Annotated in this window: 14 protein-coding genes and 1 pseudogene; 12 read left to right on the top strand and 3 right to left on the bottom strand. The window is 57.7% G+C overall.

Annotated features, from left to right (window positions below):
• The first annotated feature begins 660 nt into the window (after window positions 1-660).
• The 3 genes from FMA36_RS16210 to FMA36_RS16200 all read left to right on the top strand — a co-directional run bounded on the left by FMA36_RS16210 (window position 661) and on the right by FMA36_RS16200 (window position 6,682).
• Entirely contained in the window at window positions 661-2,307 is a 1,647-nt protein-coding gene (locus FMA36_RS16210) for a vWA domain-containing protein (RefSeq protein WP_159263342.1), read from the top strand.
• 983 nt (window positions 2,308-3,290) lie between these two features.
• The gene (locus FMA36_RS16205) at window positions 3,291-5,699 is read left to right on the top strand and encodes a recombinase (RefSeq protein WP_159263340.1); all 2,409 of its coding nucleotides are present in this window, start codon (window positions 3,291-3,293) and stop codon (window positions 5,697-5,699) included.
• A gap of 197 nt (window positions 5,700-5,896) precedes the next feature.
• A complete protein-coding gene (locus FMA36_RS16200) occupies window positions 5,897-6,682 on the top strand; it encodes a siderophore-interacting protein (RefSeq protein ID WP_159263338.1) in 786 nt (261 codons plus the stop codon).
• Window positions 6,683-6,714: 32 nt separating this feature from the next.
• Here FMA36_RS16200 and FMA36_RS16195 read toward each other — a convergent pair whose 3' ends face one another.
• Complete coding sequence (locus FMA36_RS16195) at window positions 6,715-7,608, bottom strand: LysR substrate-binding domain-containing protein (protein WP_159263336.1); 894 nt, start codon at window positions 7,606-7,608, stop codon at window positions 6,715-6,717.
• 92 nt (window positions 7,609-7,700) lie between these two features.
• Here FMA36_RS16195 and FMA36_RS16190 point away from each other — a divergent pair, with 92 nt between their 5' ends.
• From FMA36_RS16190 to FMA36_RS16170, 5 genes are all read left to right on the top strand, one after another.
• Window positions 7,701-9,209: a UbiD family decarboxylase gene (locus FMA36_RS16190; protein ID WP_159263334.1), complete on the top strand. Its 1,509-nt coding sequence runs from the start codon at window positions 7,701-7,703 to the stop codon at window positions 9,207-9,209.
• A gap of 99 nt (window positions 9,210-9,308) precedes the next feature.
• Window positions 9,309-9,899, top strand: coding sequence for a UbiX family flavin prenyltransferase (locus FMA36_RS16185; protein WP_132305479.1), 591 nt, complete (start codon window positions 9,309-9,311; stop codon window positions 9,897-9,899).
• A 10-nt stretch (window positions 9,900-9,909) separates the two neighbouring features.
• Complete coding sequence (locus tag FMA36_RS16180) at window positions 9,910-10,629, top strand: DUF554 domain-containing protein (RefSeq protein WP_159263332.1); 720 nt, start codon at window positions 9,910-9,912, stop codon at window positions 10,627-10,629.
• The gene (locus tag FMA36_RS16175; protein WP_159263330.1) at window positions 10,626-11,054 is read left to right on the top strand and encodes a PNPOx family protein; all 429 of its coding nucleotides are present in this window, start codon (window positions 10,626-10,628) and stop codon (window positions 11,052-11,054) included. Before FMA36_RS16180 ends, FMA36_RS16175 begins: the two co-directional genes overlap by 4 nt.
• Window positions 11,055-11,181: 127 nt before the next feature.
• Window positions 11,182-12,984, top strand: a complete 1,803-nt coding sequence (locus FMA36_RS16170) for a tannase/feruloyl esterase family alpha/beta hydrolase (protein ID WP_167518041.1) — start codon at window positions 11,182-11,184, stop codon at window positions 12,982-12,984.
• A gap of 64 nt (window positions 12,985-13,048) precedes the next feature.
• Here the strand turns inward: FMA36_RS16170 and FMA36_RS16165 are convergent, their stop codons facing one another.
• On the bottom strand, window positions 13,049-13,423 hold the full coding sequence (locus FMA36_RS16165; protein WP_159263326.1) for a VOC family protein: 375 nt from the start codon (window positions 13,421-13,423) through the stop codon (window positions 13,049-13,051).
• Window positions 13,424-14,111: 688 nt separating this feature from the next.
• Here FMA36_RS16165 and FMA36_RS16160 point away from each other — a divergent pair.
• The 4 genes and pseudogenes from FMA36_RS16160 to FMA36_RS19335 all read left to right on the top strand — a co-directional run.
• Window positions 14,112-14,753, top strand: coding sequence for a TetR/AcrR family transcriptional regulator (locus FMA36_RS16160; protein WP_159263324.1), 642 nt, complete (start codon window positions 14,112-14,114; stop codon window positions 14,751-14,753).
• 208 nt (window positions 14,754-14,961) lie between these two features.
• Window positions 14,962-15,645: an O-methyltransferase gene (locus FMA36_RS16155; protein ID WP_159263322.1), complete on the top strand. Its 684-nt coding sequence runs from the start codon at window positions 14,962-14,964 to the stop codon at window positions 15,643-15,645.
• A gap of 32 nt (window positions 15,646-15,677) precedes the next feature.
• A complete protein-coding gene (locus tag FMA36_RS16150; RefSeq protein ID WP_159263320.1) occupies window positions 15,678-16,541 on the top strand; it encodes an SDR family oxidoreductase in 864 nt (287 codons plus the stop codon).
• A gap of 43 nt (window positions 16,542-16,584) precedes the next feature.
• Window positions 16,585-16,889 (top strand): annotated as a pseudogene (locus FMA36_RS19335) (DUF3363 domain-containing protein); the annotation flags it as partial.
• Between the two features lie 92 nt (window positions 16,890-16,981).
• On the opposite strand, the gene FMA36_RS16140 reads toward FMA36_RS19335, so the two are convergent.
• A complete protein-coding gene (locus tag FMA36_RS16140; RefSeq protein ID WP_159263318.1) occupies window positions 16,982-17,533 on the bottom strand; it encodes a TetR family transcriptional regulator in 552 nt (183 codons plus the stop codon).
• Window positions 17,534-17,589: the final 56 nt, after the last annotated feature.

The raw sequence follows: 17,589 nt of genomic DNA, 5'->3' as shown, positions 1-17,589 counted from the left end.
AAACTTGGTCGCGAAAGATCTTGATGCTCATGTCCGCTGCGGGGGCGGCTCTTCGACGGCATACATGACCGAGATGAGGGCGTCTGCCCCCTGTCCGCTTCACATTCCTTGAGCGGACAGGCAGTTCCGGGGGGGGGGGAGCGGAACGTCAGCTTCATGTAGGGTGATCAGTAAAACTGGACATTCACATGACGACCCTCGTGAACGTTTTCACCTCATTCCGGTCGTTCAAATAACCCATGAGACTTTCTGAAAGCCGGCATTTACTCATGAACCAGCCAAGCGTCAGCCTATTGATTCAGTATACGCGTTAGAAGCCCACCTGGTCCGCCCACCACACCGATTCCACGCTATTGCCTTACATTTCCATGCCCGAACCCCCAGCGCAACAGCTTCCGACCAGCGCCGCTCGTCCACTTCTCAATCTGTAATATCTTGTTCTGGCCTCAGAGCGGTCGGCAGCGATGGACAAATCGCCCTTTTGGGGAAGACCAAAACTCGGCTCCTGCACCAAAGGATCTGCCGAAGACGGCTAATGTGCAATCAGTTCGATCGAGGCACTTGCACACTGGGAAAAAAGAGTTTTCCACTTGGGCTTTAGCGCCATCTTATAGTGATATAAGTCTGTTTCAACGTTGCCCACACGAGATGTCTGCCGCTATGAATCCATCACGCCTGCGTAAAGCGCTTCCACATGCCAAACTCGTCGGATTGATTTCCGCCGAGCGATGGAAGAAGTTGGCCGCCGAGATCGGCGTGCCAGGCAAGGACAGAAACGCCGTCCGCAACGATCCTGCGCTGATCGAACTCCGTATTTCGAAAACGCGTTTGCTGCGCGAAGTCCTTGACGAGCATGGACCAGCTATCGAAATGGTTGCCGATGTCGTCGCGTTCCTTGAACAGCACGGCCTGGCAGCCCGCACAACTAGCGACGTCGCGACTTTGCCTGGCTTAGAAGAATTGAAACCGCAACATCGCAAGATCCTCAGCCAATGGAATACGGCGTCACGTCGACGGTGGAAGCGAGATCAAGATGTTGAGATGCTTTGGCGTAAGGCCTCCGATGCCCTCGACCGACTACTCGAATGTAGCAGCGACCGGCCTCATGCCCAATGGAAGCTACGTCGCGGCACTTCTTTTTATATGTATGATCAGCCAGACTCGACATACAACGAGTTTGAGGTAGACCTGCTGCGCCAGCAGATCGAGAGCATCAAGAATGCGTTGCCCGACCCGCTCAATGACAAGCTGCTCAAGGCAATTGCCGATAAATGTTCGGCAATCTCTAGCGAACTAGATCATTTGGTCACGGCTCATGAATCCGGACGATATCCTACAGAAGAATATAAAGAAGAGATAGAAAAGGTCACGATCTTTGTAGAGCGCATTAAATTGACTGGTGATCTACTCGAAAGCGCGACAGGCATCGCAGATCTCCTCGCTGTATCAGTTTTTCGGAACTTGCCACAACTCTACGAAGTCTGGCTATTGTGTTTCCTTTTGGCGACGCTTGGGCAGGTTGGTTATCCGGTAATCCTAGATCAGGTGCGTTCTGTCACAGGAAACAAGGTATGGAACCTGCGCTATGCCGGGGCGAAACAGCCTGTTGCAAAGGTCGGCACAAACGCGTGGATCTTTTTCCAGTATAAGGCAGCGAGCCATTCCACCATGCCCGATTTTGCGATTTTCGATAATCCATCGGCAAACGGCAAAGCTCTTGCCGTATTCGATGCCAAATTTTCCGAATTGCATGGTTATGGCATGAGTGACTATGTAGGCACGCTCGAAAAATATCGCAGCCTCGGGGGAAGAGCACTAGTCCTCGAATATATGACTCGGGACGATCTGAAATTTCGACCTCGCATCGTCTTTAGCGTCCGTCCAAGCGGTGTGGGTCTCACACGCCTGAAGTCGGAACTTTTTGGCATTTTTGTGACGGCGCAAGCGCCGGCGATTGCATTGATCGATCAGTCGGCCAGTTTCCGTCCGTTCCTTCACAAAGCGCTCCGTTACATCTTAGCCGGTGCAAAGGCAAAACGGCTGGAGGATCGATACATCTCGTTCGGCTCAGTGGCCGTCGCAAAGTCCGGTCTGATCAAAGCAATCCAATCTCGCGAGATCGAGAATACAACGTTTGATGGGACGGCCCTCGCACCGCTATACGAAACGTTAAGCGCGATACGGTCCGCTGAGGTTCGACCAACACTACTGGTTGCCACAGATGGCGAATTTGAAGACGGAACACTCGCCGGTTTGCGGGAATTGGCGGAGGCGATTTGGGTGTTGGGGCCTAGCGACCTGAATTGATCCTAATCATGCTCCGCTCGCTGCGGAATAACGGCGGTTTCATCTCCAACATGGTGTTGTGGTAAATCTTTGCGTCGGCAGAGGGCATCGCGCCTAGCATCATCGAAGATTGTATTGTCAGACGCATGGACACACGACTGAGCTGATTTGGGCATACCCGAATATTGATCGGTCGACACGTTGCAATGGCCGCTTCATGTCAAAGCTGTCGGTCCTGCACGTCGATGGGAATGGCAACTTTGTCCCACGTACGGTCTATCGCCCTTCGCCTAACAATGTCGGCTTTTGGGCAACCGCCATCACCACTTCGATGTCTGCCTCGAGGCGGAAGCGGACATAGCTCTGGATGCATAAGCTTTACGCTTTATGAGGGTAGGGGGCATTTATTCAGTAAGAGGTCATGCGTGTGCCGAAAAAAGTTCATTAAAACAGCCTATTAATCCCGCTTTGCTCTCAACTTGCGGTTGCCGCAAGCTGAGAAGCAATCCTGCCCCCGCAACCAACGACGCTTGCGAATGACCGTTCGCCATATTTCGCCGAGATCGTAGTATGCGGTTCCCCGCAACCATGAATAAGTCCTTGATCGGACACGATAAACCCGCCCTCATAAGGCGGGTTTTTTGTTGTCTGAAATGCACCGCAGGATGCACATAGGATGCAAATGGGAGTGAAAGCACAGCGTAGTTTTCGCTTGATTTCACGTGTGCGTGAGCATTTTCACAGACCTTCCCGGTGGCGATGACGTCGCGGCTACTGGTGTTCGAAGCGACCGACATGATTCTCCTGGCAGGGCGTCTAGCAGGAACCAAAAAAATCAGATCGCATATCAAGGAAAACTGCGGGTGACAGCGATCAGAAAAGTGCGGCCCGCTATTTTGTTCGTGCAAGACACAACATATGGTGTCATTGTCCCATCACAACCACAACATGAGCGAAATGGCACCGGGGATGGACCATGCTCGCCCGAACGATGGAGCCGGTGCATGGATGGAGATTTCTCGCTGTTTACGGGTGGGCAGGGAGGATGCGAAGCTGTTCGCAACCCGTTTGAAGAGGCTTTCGGAACCCGGCCGATTTCCGCCCGTCCGCTGGATCGCGGTATGGGAGAGGCAGTTGGTCGCCGGACCGTGTTCCGGCCTTCCGACCGCGAAGATTTTGGGCGTGTCGCCGACCGTGTAGCCGAAGGCAATGCCGGGCTGCTGGCTACGGTCGGTGATGCGGAGATCATGCAACTGCGTAACGCAATCGCCACGGGGGCGCTGCTCACATCGGGCCGCCATCTGCAGCATGGCGACAGCACGCAGCCGGATCGCAACATGGAAATGTTCACCAACTGCGCGACGGCCATCTGCTCTTTTGCGAAATTCTATCTGTTGCTCAATGGCTCCGGCGTCGGGCGGGCCTATGACGACGAACTCTGCGTGGTGGACTGGGGGCAGGCCCCGGATCTGAAATTCGTCCTGTCGCCTGACCATCCGGACTACCCGCATGATCGCGCCAGCCTGTTGCGGTTCGGCCTTGAGATGCAGGTCCTGCCCTGGGGGACGGCGCTGGAAGCCTTTGATGCGGAGATGGAGGCACAGGTCCGCGCCTTTCTGGAAAGAACCGTGCTCGCCCGTGCTCCCGAAGGCAATGATCTTATCCATGTCATTGAGGACAGCCGTGAAGGCTGGGGCAAGGCGGTCGAGACCATTGAGGCGATGGCCTTCCGTGGCGAACGTGACCGCTCGCTGGTGCTGGATTTCAGCGCCATTCGCTGCGCGGGCAGCCCGATCGCGGGCATGCAGGGACGGCCAGCTTCGGGACCGGTCTCGTTGCTGCGCGGGTTGCTCAATGTGCGTGAGCATGTGATCGAGGCCGCGCGCGCAGGCGACATGCCACTATGGGAACAGGCGCTACGGGTGGATCATTATCTGTCCGTCGAGGTGCAGGTTGGGGGCGCCCGTCGGGCCGCACGCATGGCGACCAAATCATGGCGGGATGCGGATGTGCTGCGCTTCATTCGCGCCAAGGAAGAAGGCGGGCTATGGACCGCCAACCACTCCGTCATGGTGGACGCCGAATTCTGGGATTACGTGAACGATCCGGCAAAGACCGGCTCGTTGGCCGACCATGCCCGCACGGTGTTTGCCGAGGCCACGCGGTGCGCGTGGATCAATGGCGAGCCCGGTTTTATCAACGGTGACCGGCTGGAAGATAATCGAACCGGCAGCGCACGGCTCAAACAGGTGCATGCGGATGGACGGGATTTCCGCTCGCATCGTTATCAGGCCACCGAGGGGGCGGCCCTGCTGGCGGATCTGGCGCAGCGGGCCACCTCCGCGCATTTCCCGGTCACGACCAATCCGTGTGGTGAGATCACACTGCACGTCACGGGTGGTTATTGTGTGATTGGTGATTTCGCTCCGCTGCTGGCCTGCCCCGTGGCGCTGGAGGATGTGACGCCCGGTCAGGTGCCGGCTGAGACGGCGGCAGTATGGGATGCCCGCGTGCGGGATTCCGTGCGGCTGGGTGTGCGGTTCCTGCTGCGTGCCAACCGCATGGACGCGTTGTATGGTGAGGAAGTGCGGCGAACCAACCGTATCGGCATCGGCCCGACGGGCCTTCATGAATGGGCATGGGTGCGCTTTGGCCTCGACTTCCGTGATCTGCTGGATGAGGAACGCGCTGCTCCTTTCTGGAACGCTGTGAGGGAACTCTCCACTATCGCCAAAAGCGAGGCGGATGCCTATGCGCACGAGACCGGCACCGCCCGACCGGTTACGGTCACAACCGTCAAGCCCGCGGGCACCACGTCCAAGCTGTTCGGTCTGACCGAAGGAGCGCATCTGCCCGCACGGCGGCAGTATCTTCGCTGGGTGCAGTTCAAGGGCGTGCGGCGCGAGGACGGCACATGGGAGGCGGGAACCGACCCGTTGCTGCCCACCTATGAGCGCAAGGGCTATCCCGTGCGTTCGCTGCGCAGTTTTCCCGGCATGAGCATTGTGGGCTTTCCGACCGTGCCGCTTATCCAGCGTCTCGGCATGGGCGAGCGTGTGGTGACAGCACCCGAAGCCTCTCCGGAGGAGCAGTATCGCTGGCTGGAATTGCTGGAGAAATACTGGATCGGGGCGGAGCAGGGCAATCAGGTGTCCTACACGCTCAAGGTCTATACCGACCGGCATAGTCTGGACAGTTTCCGCGCCATGGTGGCGGCCAACCAGCCGCATGTGCGCTGCTGCGCCGTGCTGCCGAGCCGCCCGGATTCCGGTCTTGGTTATGAATACCTGCCGGAAGAGGAAGTGTCGGCAGGCAAATTCGCTGCCATCACCGCCATGATGCAGGATGACGAGGTGCGCGAAGTGGTGGACTGGGCGCATCTTCAATGTGCCAGTGGCGTCTGTCCGATCTGAGGAGGATACTGAGAAACCCGTTGACAGACTCTGCCTCCGAAGGCTTTGATCATGACAGCTAGTGCGGTCTTCGCTGATCGTACTTTCGTATGCGTTAACGTGAAACAACGCACAGAAACTGACAGCAAAATGCTGGCAGCCTGTGCGTCTGTGTATCCACAGTCACCGGCCTGTCGGCACGACAAGGATACATAGTCATGAAACTCTTCCAGTCTTTTTTAAATCGGGGTGATGGCCCCGAGATCCGACGCGTAAGGCATGAACTTGTCAGACGCAGTCTTGAGGTCCGCGCCGTTGAGCGCCTGACTCCGCACATGATCCGCATCACGCTGGGCGGACCCGAACTGGCCGGTTTCACCAGTCCAGCGCCGGATGACCACATCAAGATCTTCATTCCCGGTCTGAATGGTTCACCAACCCGCCGTGATTACACGCCGCGCCGCTATGACCCGCAGAACGGTACACTGCTTCTGGATTTCGTCAATCATCATGGTGGACCAGCGGCTGCGTGGGCAAGGGCCGCCAGACCGGGAGATCGGCTGGAAATCGGCGGTCCACGTGGGTCGCAGATCATTGCCAGACCGATTGACCACTGGCTTCTGATTGGCGACGAAACGGCGTTACCCGCGATCGGGCGTCGCGTGGAGGAACTGCCAGCCGGCACGCCTGTCACAACGCTCGTGGCTGTGCCGGGACTAGAAGATGAGCAGGTCTTCGCCACGGTCGCGCGCCATGCTGCCCACTGGGTTCATCGTTCCATGGATCAGGCGGATGAAGCCACGGGCATTCTTGCTGTTCTGAAAAATCTGGAGATCCCTGACCGTACTTTCGTCTGGGTCGGTGCTGAGGCCCGCGTGGCGAAGACCGTGCGCCAGTATCTTCTGGATGAGCGCAAGGTTCCGGCCCAATGGGTCAAAGCATCCGGCTACTGGGTGAAGGGAGAGGCCGATGCTTCCGTCAGGGATGTCGGAGATGTGCGCTGAACGAGATGAAGATGACTGGTTATTTATGCTTTTCAGGAAAGCTCAATGAACTTCTGTAATGCTGGCGAGATCTGCTCTCTGTTCCACAATAGAAACAGGGTTGATTCTGCGTCAGCTTCACTCAGGGGGAGGGCGCTCAGACCGGCAGGCAGGAGTGCTGTCACACTCTCGGCAACGATTGACAGGCCAAAACCTGCGTGAACCATTCCGAAAATGCTGCCGATATTGGTAACTTTCCATGATGGCTCAAGGGAGAGGCCGTTTTTTTCGGCTATTTGTTGCACAATACGTGCGATGCCGACTTCGTCCGGATCCTGAAAACCAATCAGGGGAGTGGCATGGATTGCCCGTATGGAAAGGTCGGTTCGGGATGCAAGGGGATGGTTTTCCGGAAGTAGAACAAATAGCTTTTCCGTTATGTATCGTCGTGTGCTGCAGATGGAAGGAACGGTTTCAAGATCTCTTACCAGAGCAACATCGATGTCCTTTTTTGTGACAGCACTGACAAGATCCGAGATGGATTTTTCAGCCAACGTGATCTGCACCTCAGGGAAGTGCTGTTTCATTCTCTGTAGATGGTCGGGGAAAATCCGCCCCATCAGAGCCGATCCGACATGACCCAGAACAAGCTGGCCCATCTCACCACGGGCAATGCTTCGCACCCCGTCGATCAGGTTGTGATGGCTCTTTAGGAGGTGCTGTGCCGCCTCCCGGCAGGCATGGCCAGCACTGGTCAGGTCAATGCCCCGCTTGCGACGATGGAACAACTGGGCACCAAGAGCCTCTTCCAGAACCTTGATCTGCTGGCTGAGCGCGGGCTGTGCGATGTCGAGCTTTTCAGCCGCACGAGCGACGTGGAGGGTTTCGCACACAGTGAGAAAGACAGCCAGCCGGCGTGGAGAAACAGACGTCAGATGTTCATCCATAATATTTGACTTATCAATAATGCCGTATGGTGAATATGGAACATATTATGGTGGCCGGATAGCCTTCCTTTTGCGACAGGAAGGACAATGTCATGGACAGGACGGATCACACAGCCAGCCCACCGGTCATCGACCTACGCTCCGCTCTGGTTAGACTTGAGCAGTCTCCAGATGAACTGATTTCAACAGACCATGAGATCGACCCACGTTCCGAACTGGCGGGTGTTTATAAACGTGTCGGGGCTGGGGGTACCGTCATGCGTCCGACCAGAACTGGTCCGGCGATGATGTTCGAGAATGTGAAAGGCTACCCCGGTGCACGCGTACTGGTTGGCCTTATGGCAAAACGTGAGCGCGTGGCCTTACTGCTTGACAGCAGACCCGAAGAGCTTGGGCGGCGGATGGGCGAGGCGGTCCTTAACGGGATTGCTCCGGTCGTCCTCAAGGGGCAGTCCGCTCCGTGTCAGGAACAGGTCTTTCGGGCTGATGACCCGCACTTTGACCTGCGTAAGCTTCTCCCGGCCCCAACCAATACGGAAGAGGATGCTGGTCCCTATTTCTGCCTCGGTCTCTTACTGGGTAGCGATCCGGATAACGGCCATACAGACGTGACCATCCATCGTCTGTGCGTGCAGGGGCGCGATGAACTCTCGGTCTTTTTCGAGCCTGGCCGCCATATCGATGCCTTTCGTGCCAAGGCGGAAGAGCAGGGCGAGGCATTGCCCATTACCATCAATATGGGTCTGGATCCTGCCATCCCGATCGGGGCGTGTTTCGAGGCCCCCACCACACCTCTGGGCTTTGATGAACTGATCGTAGCTGGCGGGCTGCGTGGTAGAGCGGTTGAACTCGTAGATGCTGTGACGGTGAAAGAGCGCTCCATCGCCAGGGCCGAAATCGTGATTGAAGGCGAGATCCTGCCGGGACGTCGGATACGGGAGGATGTCAACACCAATACGGGCCATGCGATGCCCGAATTTCCCGGTTATAACGGTCCTGCCAATCCGTCCCTGCCGGTGATCAAGGTCAAGGCCGTGACCATGCGGAAGAACGCTATTTTGCAGACATTGGTAGGGCCGGGTGAAGAGCACGTAAATCTGGCAGGCATTCCAACGGAAGCCAGTATTTTCAACGCCTGTGACAAGGCGCTGCCGGGGTTTGTGAAAAATGTTTATGCGCATAGCGCGGGTGGAGGAAAGCTGCTGGCGATCCTTCAGGTCTGTCAGCGTAGTGCGGGCAATGCGGGTAAGGCGCGTCAGGCCGCGCTGATTGCGCTGGCAGTTTATCGTGAACTCAAGAACGTCATCATCGTGGATGATGATGTCGATCTGTTTGACAGTAACGATGTGCTCTGGGCCATGCAGACCCGGTATCAGGGCAATGTGGATACCATGTTTCTGCCCGGGGTGACGGGCCATGTGCTCGATCCCTCGCAGGTGCCGGAGTATGATCCCTCAATCCCTGCAAAAGGCGTGTCGTGTAAGACGATCTTTGACTGCACCTATCCGTGGAAACTGAAAGAGCATTTTGTGCGTGCGCAGTTTCGCGATGTCGATCCGCATCCGTTCGCACCTTCGATCTTTCCCAAAGCGGGCATGTAATCCCGCAGGAATCTGTTTGCCGGTCCGCCATCCCGCGCAGACAGACAGGTTCTGTACTTCTGCCGTCATCAGGAAATATCTTCAGAACGGGAGCGTTCCATGGTCCAAAAACGGATTGTCGTTGGCATTACCGGGGCGTCGGGCTTCCAGTATGGAGTTGATGTCCTGCGTCTGCTGCGGGAAGCGGAGATCGAGACGCATCTCGTCATGTCCCGTGGTGCGCAACTGACGCGTGAGCATGAAACAGATCTGTCGGCTGAGGACGTGTACGCCCTTGCCACCCATATCCACTCACCAGGTGCGCTGGGCGCGCCCATTTCAAGCGGGTCTTTTCGTACCGAAGGCATGATTATCGCCCCGTGCTCCATGCATACGCTTGGTGCAATTGCATCGGGAGTGACGGATAATCTTGTCACGCGCGCGGCCGATGTCGCGCTCAAGGAAAGACGGCGTCTGGTGCTGATGACGCGGGAGGCGCCACTTCATCTGGGTCATCTGCGTAACATGCTGGCCGTGACCGAATATGGCGGTATCATTTTCCCGCCGGTTCCCGCCATTTACGCGGCGCCGCGCACAAGTGCCGATATTATCCGCCATAGTGCCGCGCGCGCCCTGTCCCTGCTGGGTGTGGAAGTGCCTGACATGCCCCGCTGGGGCGAAACACTGTCTGCCGTCTCAGCGGAAAAATAGGAAAACAGCCATGCTGATCGGCTCATATACAGATGCCGGCGTAGTGCTGGCAGGCGGAATTCTCGGCGCGGCCCTGAGCGGGCATATTCCACAACGCCTGAAAGATGGTCTGCCTATGATGTTCGGTCTGGCATCCATGGGAATGGGTGTTTCGCTGATTGTCCACGGCCATGCCGTTGCCGTGATGGTCTTATCCCTGCTGCTTGGTGTCATCATAGGGGAAAGTTGCGCTTTGGAGACTCATCTGGGAGTGGTTTCCACATGGGAGAACCGCTTGGTGGGACGCTTTGTGCCTATGCCTGCAGATCTGATGCCAGAGGTATTTCTCGAACGCTTCGTTGCCCTTACCGTTCTCTTCTGCGCAAGCGGAACTGGCATATTCGGTGCCATTCACGAAGGTATGACGGGAGATCCTTCCATCCTGCTGGCCAAATCTGTTCTGGACTTCCTGACCGCCGCCATTTTTGCAACAACGCTCGGCTTTGCCGTTGCGGCCATATGCATTCCTCAACTGGCAGTTCTGCTGGCCCTTGCGACAGGTGCGACTTACCTTGCCCCGCTGACAACCCCGTTGATGAACGACAATTTTGCAGCCGTAGGGGGTGTGCTGATGCTGGCAACCGGCTTCCGGATATGCGGCATTGTCAAATTCCCGGTTGGTAACATACTGCCCGCACTGGTGCTGGCCATGCCCATGACCACCATATGGCTAAGGTTTGTCGGACCATGACCATATTCACCCCCCGGATTGATGCCCTGCTGGAAGAATTCCATGTCATGTCTCTGGCGGTTTGTGCCGGGCATCAGCAGTGGGCAGCGCCTATATTCTATGTTTTTGATCCGCTGCGGGGCCGCCTGCTGTTCGTGACAGATCCCGCAACCCGTCATGGTATGCTGCTGGGGCAGGCAGGGCGAGGGGTAGCAACCGTCAGTGGTCAGGACAGCTCCATTCCTCTCCTGCGGGGGTTGCAAATGGAGGGGCCTGTGCGGAGGCTGGGCATTGAGGACCGGGAACTGGCGGCAAATCTTTATATGGCCCGGTTTTCTATTCCAGCCCATCTTCAGCCTATCTACTGGGCGTTTACGCCGCTTTACATCAAGGCGACCGATAACAGGAACGGGTTTGGCGACAAGGAAGAATGGAGGGCGGAGTAACGGGTTGCCAAGTGTTCTGAATAGTTAGCTTTATTACAAATCCATACATTCTGTTCGACGCGCCATCGCGTGAATCCGGTTAATGAACCGCATCGAACGATTGACTGAACGGGGCATCTTACCTGCGATGAAAAGAATACTTCTAAAGCTGACCGTCTTTTTGTGGATTGTGGGGCCGGCAATCAGCCTCCTCTCTGTGTTCTCGAACCCGGCGCGGGCCTCGGATATCGCCAGCCTGTCGGAGGTAAAGCCCGTTACCTCCTGTGAGGCGCTAGGCAATGTCGATCTTGCGCCCGCCGTGGGCGCTGCCGTTCACGGCCAGAAAGCGGCTGTGCTGGACACTCCAAAGGGTAAATTCTGCAAGGTCACGGGGCAGATCGCGCCTGCGATTTCCTTTGAAGTCGATCTGCCCATGGAGCACTGGACCCAGCGCTTTCTGCTCGGCGGTTGCGGTGGCCTGTGCGGAATGACGCAAGTGGGCGTCAGCAACGCGGGAGCATGTGTTCCGGCGCTAAATGGCGAATTCGTCATGGCGGGCGATGATATGGGCCATACTGGCTCCATGATGGGGCTGGCGCAGGGCGAATTCGGTAAAGACCCGCAAAAACGCATCGATTTCGCCTATCGCGCCAACCATGTCACTGCTCTGGCGGCCAAGGCCCTGACGGCGGCCTTCTACGGCCAGGCCCCGAAATATTCCTACTTTGTAGGATGTTCCGATGGCGGGCGTGAAGCCCTGATGGAGGCGCAGCGCTACCCCGAGGATTTTGACGGGATTTCCGCAGGGGCTCCGGCCGCACTGTTTACCGTGCAGAACTCCTTTTACCATGCGTGGAACGTGCGCGGGAACCAGCGTGCCGATGGCACCAATATCCTGCTGCAAAACCGTGTGGGGGTGCTGCATGACGCCGTTATCCGTCACTGCGATACGCTTTCGGGTGTAAAGGACGGCATTCTGGAAGAACCTCGCGCCTGCCATTTCGATCCCGTGTGGGTACAGTGCGCGGCAGGCCAGAGTGACACATCGCACTGCCTGACAGCGGAAGAAACGCAGGCGGCGCTACGGCTTTACAAGGGGGCCACAGATGCGGCGGGGCGCCCATACATCATCGGTGGTCCACTGCCGGGTTCAGAACTGCAATGGGCGCTGCCTGCCACAGCACGCGGAGAGTCCATGAGCCAGGGTATTGCCGCTTCCGCCATTGCCTATGTCATTCCGCTGCAGGTGGATGAAAAAGCGGCTGACCTGACCCGCTTTCATTTTGATGACGCGTCCTTCGCCACCATGACCAAGCTGGCACCGCTATATAATGCCGAGAACACAAACCTCCGTCCGTTCCACCAGCACGGTGGCCGCTTGATCCTCTGGCACGGGCTGGCGGACCAGTCGATCTCGCCCCTGAACACCATCGCATATTATCAGGGCGTGCAGCGGGAAATGGGCGTGGAGCAGACTGACAGTTTCCTGAAATTCTATCTGCTGCCCGGTGTGGGACATTGTGGAAACGGTGAGGGCTTCCCGCAGGTCGATTTTCTGTCCCCGCTCATGGCCTGGACGGAATCTGGCATTGCGCCCAACGCTATTCGTACGGAAAAGACAGCCCAAGGTGATGGGCCGATGGGACCGCCGCCCGGAGGGCACGGCAAGCCGCCGGCTGGTGGCCAGATCCACATGGCCCCCATGCCCAGCCAGCCTTACGCCCGGCCGGATGCGGTAGCGATCGCCAGCCGCCCGGTTTATCCCTACCCCTACATTGCGCAGTATGTCGGGGCAGGGGATGTGAATGATGCAGGGAATTACCGCCCCGTAAAGTCACCCGTCTTCCTGCCCATGACGTTTGCAAGCCATGCCTCGTTGCTGATCGGTCCGGATAATCAGAAGCAGTATGGCGTCCGGGACGGAAAGCTTGCCGTAGAAGACACGAAGTAACCGGAACAGTTTGCCACCCGGCGTCAGATGCCGGGTGGCGTGAGGCAGGCGACAGGCGCGATAGTCACGCCGGTTCCTGTGCACTGACTTCAATCAGCAGGTCGTCACCTGCGGGGTGATAGAACAGGGTCCAGCGGTCACGCCCACGCGTCATGACTTCCACCGGTCCTGGCAGATAGCCGTCAGCGCACAGGCTGGCATGTCGGGTGCGTACCTCAAGCGGATCATCGAGAATGAACCCGATATGGAAATTGCGCGGGTAGGGCTGGGGCATTTTGCTCATGTCCATCAGGACCAGCGTCATGCCATCCGTGCCCGTAAGCTGGGCAAAGGCGTGCTGCCCGCGTGTCTCCTCAAGGACAAATCCGAAATGCTTTTCAAGCAGGGAAGACAGTGCCAGCACATTGCTCGTGCAGAGGTTGATATGGTTCAGCTTCATCCGAAAAGCCCTGTATCATGCGTTGCAGGCGGACCTGTGAACGGGTGATCCATCCTGTTCCCCTTGAGGACAGGACGCGCGACAGCCGTCACATCATGGCGTCTGAACCATGTGATCCGGCCGCGGGATCTGCTCTGGCAGGAGAGCATGATCAGAACCATGTTCAGGGCGTCGGGCTTACCAAACCGACATACGTCTTTTTCGGCGCTCTCTTTCTGCCAGACTGCGTTCTGGCCGTAAAGCCGGAGGCTGGAGCAAAGACGTGGGCCACTTTCAGGCTTGTATGTGTGCCTTGGCTGGAAACCGGTATAATATCTTTTGGAAAGTTGGAGATCACAGGTGGCGCTGGACCGCCATATGGAAAGCACGCACCTGATGACATGTGAGCAAGGCTCGGGCGGTTCTCCTGTTTCCCTGCCTGTCGCGGCCATTACGCTCTCGCCAGCGTTTGACACACGTCCGGTCAGGGACGGGTCTTGCCCAGATTGGACCTGGCCGCCCGGATGGACCAGTTGTGTGGGAGTATGTCGGTAACGCGAGCGTCTAGCCGGGACGAGTAGAGACGCCACTGGCCGGAACCAGGCTTTCCTGCGGCCTGATGCAGGGAATTGGCCGACTGGCTCCGCTTGCGCGGGACTGGAAACACGATTAATTCGTCACATTGTTTGTTCGCGTTTTACGGAGTGGCATGACCGATCGTCCCAAGCCTCGAATTTCGGCCCGAAAGCAACCCAAGCAAACCCGCTCCGCCGGGCTTGTGGCAACCATTCTGGAAGCCGCGACACTGGTGCTGGCGGAGGAAGGTGCCACCCGCTTTACGACAGCGCGCGTTGCCGAGAAGGCGGGCGTAAGCGTTGGTTCACTATATCAGTATTTTCCCAACAAGGCAGCGATCCTGTTCCGGCTCCAGGCCGACGAATGGCGGCGAACGACAGGAATGCTGCGCGATATCCTTGAGGATAAGCGTCATCCGCCCCTGGAGCGTTTGCGCGCGGTCACTCATGCCTTCATACGCTCCGAATGCGAAGAGGCGGCTGTTCGCGTGGCGCTGGGCGATGCGGCTCCTCTTTATCGGGATGCGCCCGAGGCCTCTGAAGCACGGGAATCCGGCGACCGGATCCTGCTGCATTTCATGCAGGAGCTTCTCCCGGACGCGCCAGACCGAACGCGTGAGCTGGCGGCTGATCTGATCACGATGACCTTCAGCGCGGTCGGCAAGGAATTTTCCGGGACTGCCCGGACAATCGCGGAAATCGATGCCTATGCGGACGCCATGGCCGACATGTTCTGCGCCTGGCTTGTGAAGATCTCGGCCGACTATGCTGTTTGACCGAGAGCGGTAACTGCTCTGCCTCCCATGTGGGAAATGCGAACCCGCTCGATGAGCCCGGCGGTGCGCTCCCAATATTTCTGATGAAAAACACTGAGTATTTCAAAGCCGTTCTGTGGGCGGCGCAATGCGAATAGTGGAGGTGACGGATTCGTCGTATTTTTGTGGGGCGCACGGAAAGCGCGAAACCTAGTGCGGAGATCACCTCATGACCGCCCCCGTGACCCTCAAAAAGACCTCGACGCTGACCACCGCGCCTGTTGCCTCTTTACTGGATCGCCTGTTTGCTGAGGCAGACGCCGCAACAAGCCCTGCCGTCTCGGAATTGCCCCGTGAGGAATTGCAGCGCCTTGCCGGAAGTCGGACCGACTATCGGAAATTCTATGGTCTCGCAAAAGACCTGTGGCTCCCTGTTTCGCGTGAGACGGGTACGCTGCTTTACATGCTGGCACGCGCCAACTGGGCGAAAGGCATTGTTGAATTTGGAACGTCCTTCGGTCTCTCCACCATCCATCTCGCTGCCGCGCTGCGCGACAATGGCGGGGGCAGGCTGATTACCACTGAGTTTGAATCCTCCAAGATTGCCCGCGCCCGGCATCATCTTGAAGAAGCGGGTCTGGCAGATCTTGTGGAGTTCCGCGAGGGCGACGCCCTGCAGACGCTGGCGACCGGTCTCCCCGAGAGTATCGATCTCGTGCTGCTTGACGGCGCCAAGCCGCTCTACCCCGATATTCTCGATCTTCTGGAGGACAGGCTGCAGACCGGCGCGCTGATCGTCGCGGATAATGCCGATCACAGCCCTGCGTATCTGGCGCGCGTCCGCTCTCCTGCCGCCGGGTATCTCTCCGTGCCGTTCGCCGGGGACGTCGAACTGTCCGTAAGGCTTGGCTGACCATAATTCCGATATCTGAAGAGGACGGAACCATGCATGTCTTCGTAACAGGGGCCACCGGCTGGGTCGGTTCTGCAGTGGTTCAGGACCTGATCGGTGCCGGGCATCAGGTGACCGGTCTGGCCCGGAATGATGAAAAGGCGGCTCGCCTGGCCGCATCCGGTGCGACGGTCTTACGCGCCACGCTCGATGATCTGGACGCACTGAAAAACGCCGCCTCAACAGCAGATGCGGTCATTCACACGGCGTTCAACCATGATTTCTCGAAATTCCCCGAAAGTGCGGCGCAGGATCAGCGTGTGATTGAGGCGTTGGGCAGTGCGCTGGAAGGATCGAAGCACCCGCTACTTGTCACGTCCGGTCTGTCGGGCCTGTCTGCCGGCGCAACGGAGGCGGATTTGCCTGATCCGGCCTCTCCGCGCAGGTCTGAGGTGGCCGCGCGGGCGCTGAAGGAACGCGGTGTCCGTGTTGCCACGGTGCGGCTCGCGCCGTCAGTACACGGCATCGGCGATCACGGGTTCATTCCGATCGTCATTCGCCTGGCGCGCGAAAAGGGGGTGTCAGCCTATATCGGTGACGGCCAGAACAAATGGTCCGGCGTCTATCGACTGGACGCGGCAAAAGTCTATCGGCTTGCGCTTGAACAGGGCGTGACCGAGGCCGTCTATCATGCGGTCGCCGATGAAGCCGTACCGTTCAGGGACATTGCCAGCATCATTGGTCGTCGGCTCGGCTTGCCGGTCGAGCCGAGAGAACGGGAGCATTTCGGCTGGTTCGCCAACATGGCGGGCGGGAACATGGCGGCTTCCAGTGCGCGAACGCGTGCGCTGCTCGGCTGGAACCCGACAGGCCCTTCACTGCTCGCTGATCTCGAACAGCCTGCTTACTACGCCTGACGTTCATCAAGCGGGCCGCTCATGGCCTGTGCGGGCCCTCGGATACCGGCGTAGCCTGCCCGCCACGCTTCAGGAGCAGGGCGACGTCTCCCGTGTCAGGACAAACTGGCAGATGCGAAGCCCATGCCGTTTTGAGCCGCCGTCGATGGCGAGACGGTTAGTGGCACGTTCATCGGCACCCTCCAGCTACATAGCGGGAAATTCGCCATCGTCGGGAAGTCCTATGAGTTCACGCTGGTCCCATGGCAGCCGGTGATTGAGCATCATCTCGGGCGGGAGGTCACGGGCATCGTGCGGGGTGGATCGGTATCGTGGCCGTTGGGGAGGCAGAGAGGGATAGCCATCTAAATCTTTTGCAAAGCTGCTCAATCTTGCTCTGTAACCAAGGCGATCCGTGCAGGCGTCAGGTCAAGTGCGGGCCGGGTATCCAAAATCCGGCACTATGGCGCAACGATTTTCTTCACAGCGTCGATCAGAGTTTTGCGTAAATCATCCGGAGAGGCATTGGAAGGACCGCTTTCGGGCGAGCCTTCAGCCCCGACCTTGGCCATACTCAACAGGAGCTCGAGTAGATCTTCGGCTTTGTAACGGCGGGTGATCACACCGGATTTTTGGGCAGTGCGAATGGCGGCGATCTTCTCAGCCGCCGCATCAAGAGCCACCTGCGGAGGCGGCGTATTCCGTTCAAGATTATGCCACCGCGTTAACCTCAGAACCTCGGGATGAGTGCGATAGCGATCAAAAAGTCTGGCCGCATAAGCGGGGAGATCATTGGCATCGATCGGAATGCTCTGAATGGTTGCATTGACCATCCTGTCATAGACGACATCAAACAGACCGTCTTTACTTTCAAAATATGCATAGATCGCCTGCTTGTTGCATTTGGCGTTCGCTGCAATCCGGTCAACGCGACCTCCAGCGATTCCGTATGTCGCGAATTCAACAGTCGCCGCCTCGATTAAACGCTGCTTGGTCGCATCGGATTTTCTCATAACAGGGCTCTGATCCTTATCTGCCGTTCGCGGCTATAGGCATCTCGTAAATAAAC

Origin of the sequence: Komagataeibacter xylinus, from assembly GCF_009834365.1 — a bacterium.
Taxonomy (GTDB): domain Bacteria; phylum Pseudomonadota; class Alphaproteobacteria; order Acetobacterales; family Acetobacteraceae; genus Komagataeibacter; species Komagataeibacter xylinus_D.
Note: the sequence above shows the minus strand (reverse complement) of the source record. Positions and strands in the feature narration are given on the sequence as shown.

Excerpts from the sequence above, each read along its gene's own strand:
- FMA36_RS16150 (WP_159263320.1), top strand. The coding sequence starts at position 15,678 with ATGCATGTCTTCGTAACAGGGGCCACCGGCTGGGTCGGTTCTGCAGTG.
- FMA36_RS16165 (WP_159263326.1), bottom strand. The coding sequence starts at position 13,423 with ATGAAGCTGAACCATATCAACCTCTGCACGAGCAATGTGCTGGCACTG.
- FMA36_RS16210 (WP_159263342.1), top strand. The coding sequence starts at position 661 with ATGAATCCATCACGCCTGCGTAAAGCGCTTCCACATGCCAAACTCGTC.
- FMA36_RS16200 (WP_159263338.1), top strand. The coding sequence starts at position 5,897 with ATGAAACTCTTCCAGTCTTTTTTAAATCGGGGTGATGGCCCCGAGATC.
- FMA36_RS16170 (WP_167518041.1), top strand. The coding sequence starts at position 11,182 with ATGAAAAGAATACTTCTAAAGCTGACCGTCTTTTTGTGGATTGTGGGG.
- FMA36_RS16180 (WP_159263332.1), top strand. The coding sequence starts at position 9,910 with ATGCTGATCGGCTCATATACAGATGCCGGCGTAGTGCTGGCAGGCGGA.
- FMA36_RS16195 (WP_159263336.1), bottom strand. The coding sequence starts at position 7,608 with ATGGATGAACATCTGACGTCTGTTTCTCCACGCCGGCTGGCTGTCTTT.
- FMA36_RS16160 (WP_159263324.1), top strand. The coding sequence starts at position 14,112 with ATGACCGATCGTCCCAAGCCTCGAATTTCGGCCCGAAAGCAACCCAAG.
- FMA36_RS16175 (WP_159263330.1), top strand. The coding sequence starts at position 10,626 with ATGACCATATTCACCCCCCGGATTGATGCCCTGCTGGAAGAATTCCAT.
- FMA36_RS16185 (WP_132305479.1), top strand. The coding sequence starts at position 9,309 with ATGGTCCAAAAACGGATTGTCGTTGGCATTACCGGGGCGTCGGGCTTC.
- FMA36_RS16140 (WP_159263318.1), bottom strand. The coding sequence starts at position 17,533 with ATGAGAAAATCCGATGCGACCAAGCAGCGTTTAATCGAGGCGGCGACT.
- FMA36_RS16190 (WP_159263334.1), top strand. The coding sequence starts at position 7,701 with ATGGACAGGACGGATCACACAGCCAGCCCACCGGTCATCGACCTACGC.
- FMA36_RS16205 (WP_159263340.1), top strand. The coding sequence starts at position 3,291 with ATGGATGGAGATTTCTCGCTGTTTACGGGTGGGCAGGGAGGATGCGAA.
- FMA36_RS16155 (WP_159263322.1), top strand. The coding sequence starts at position 14,962 with ATGACCGCCCCCGTGACCCTCAAAAAGACCTCGACGCTGACCACCGCG.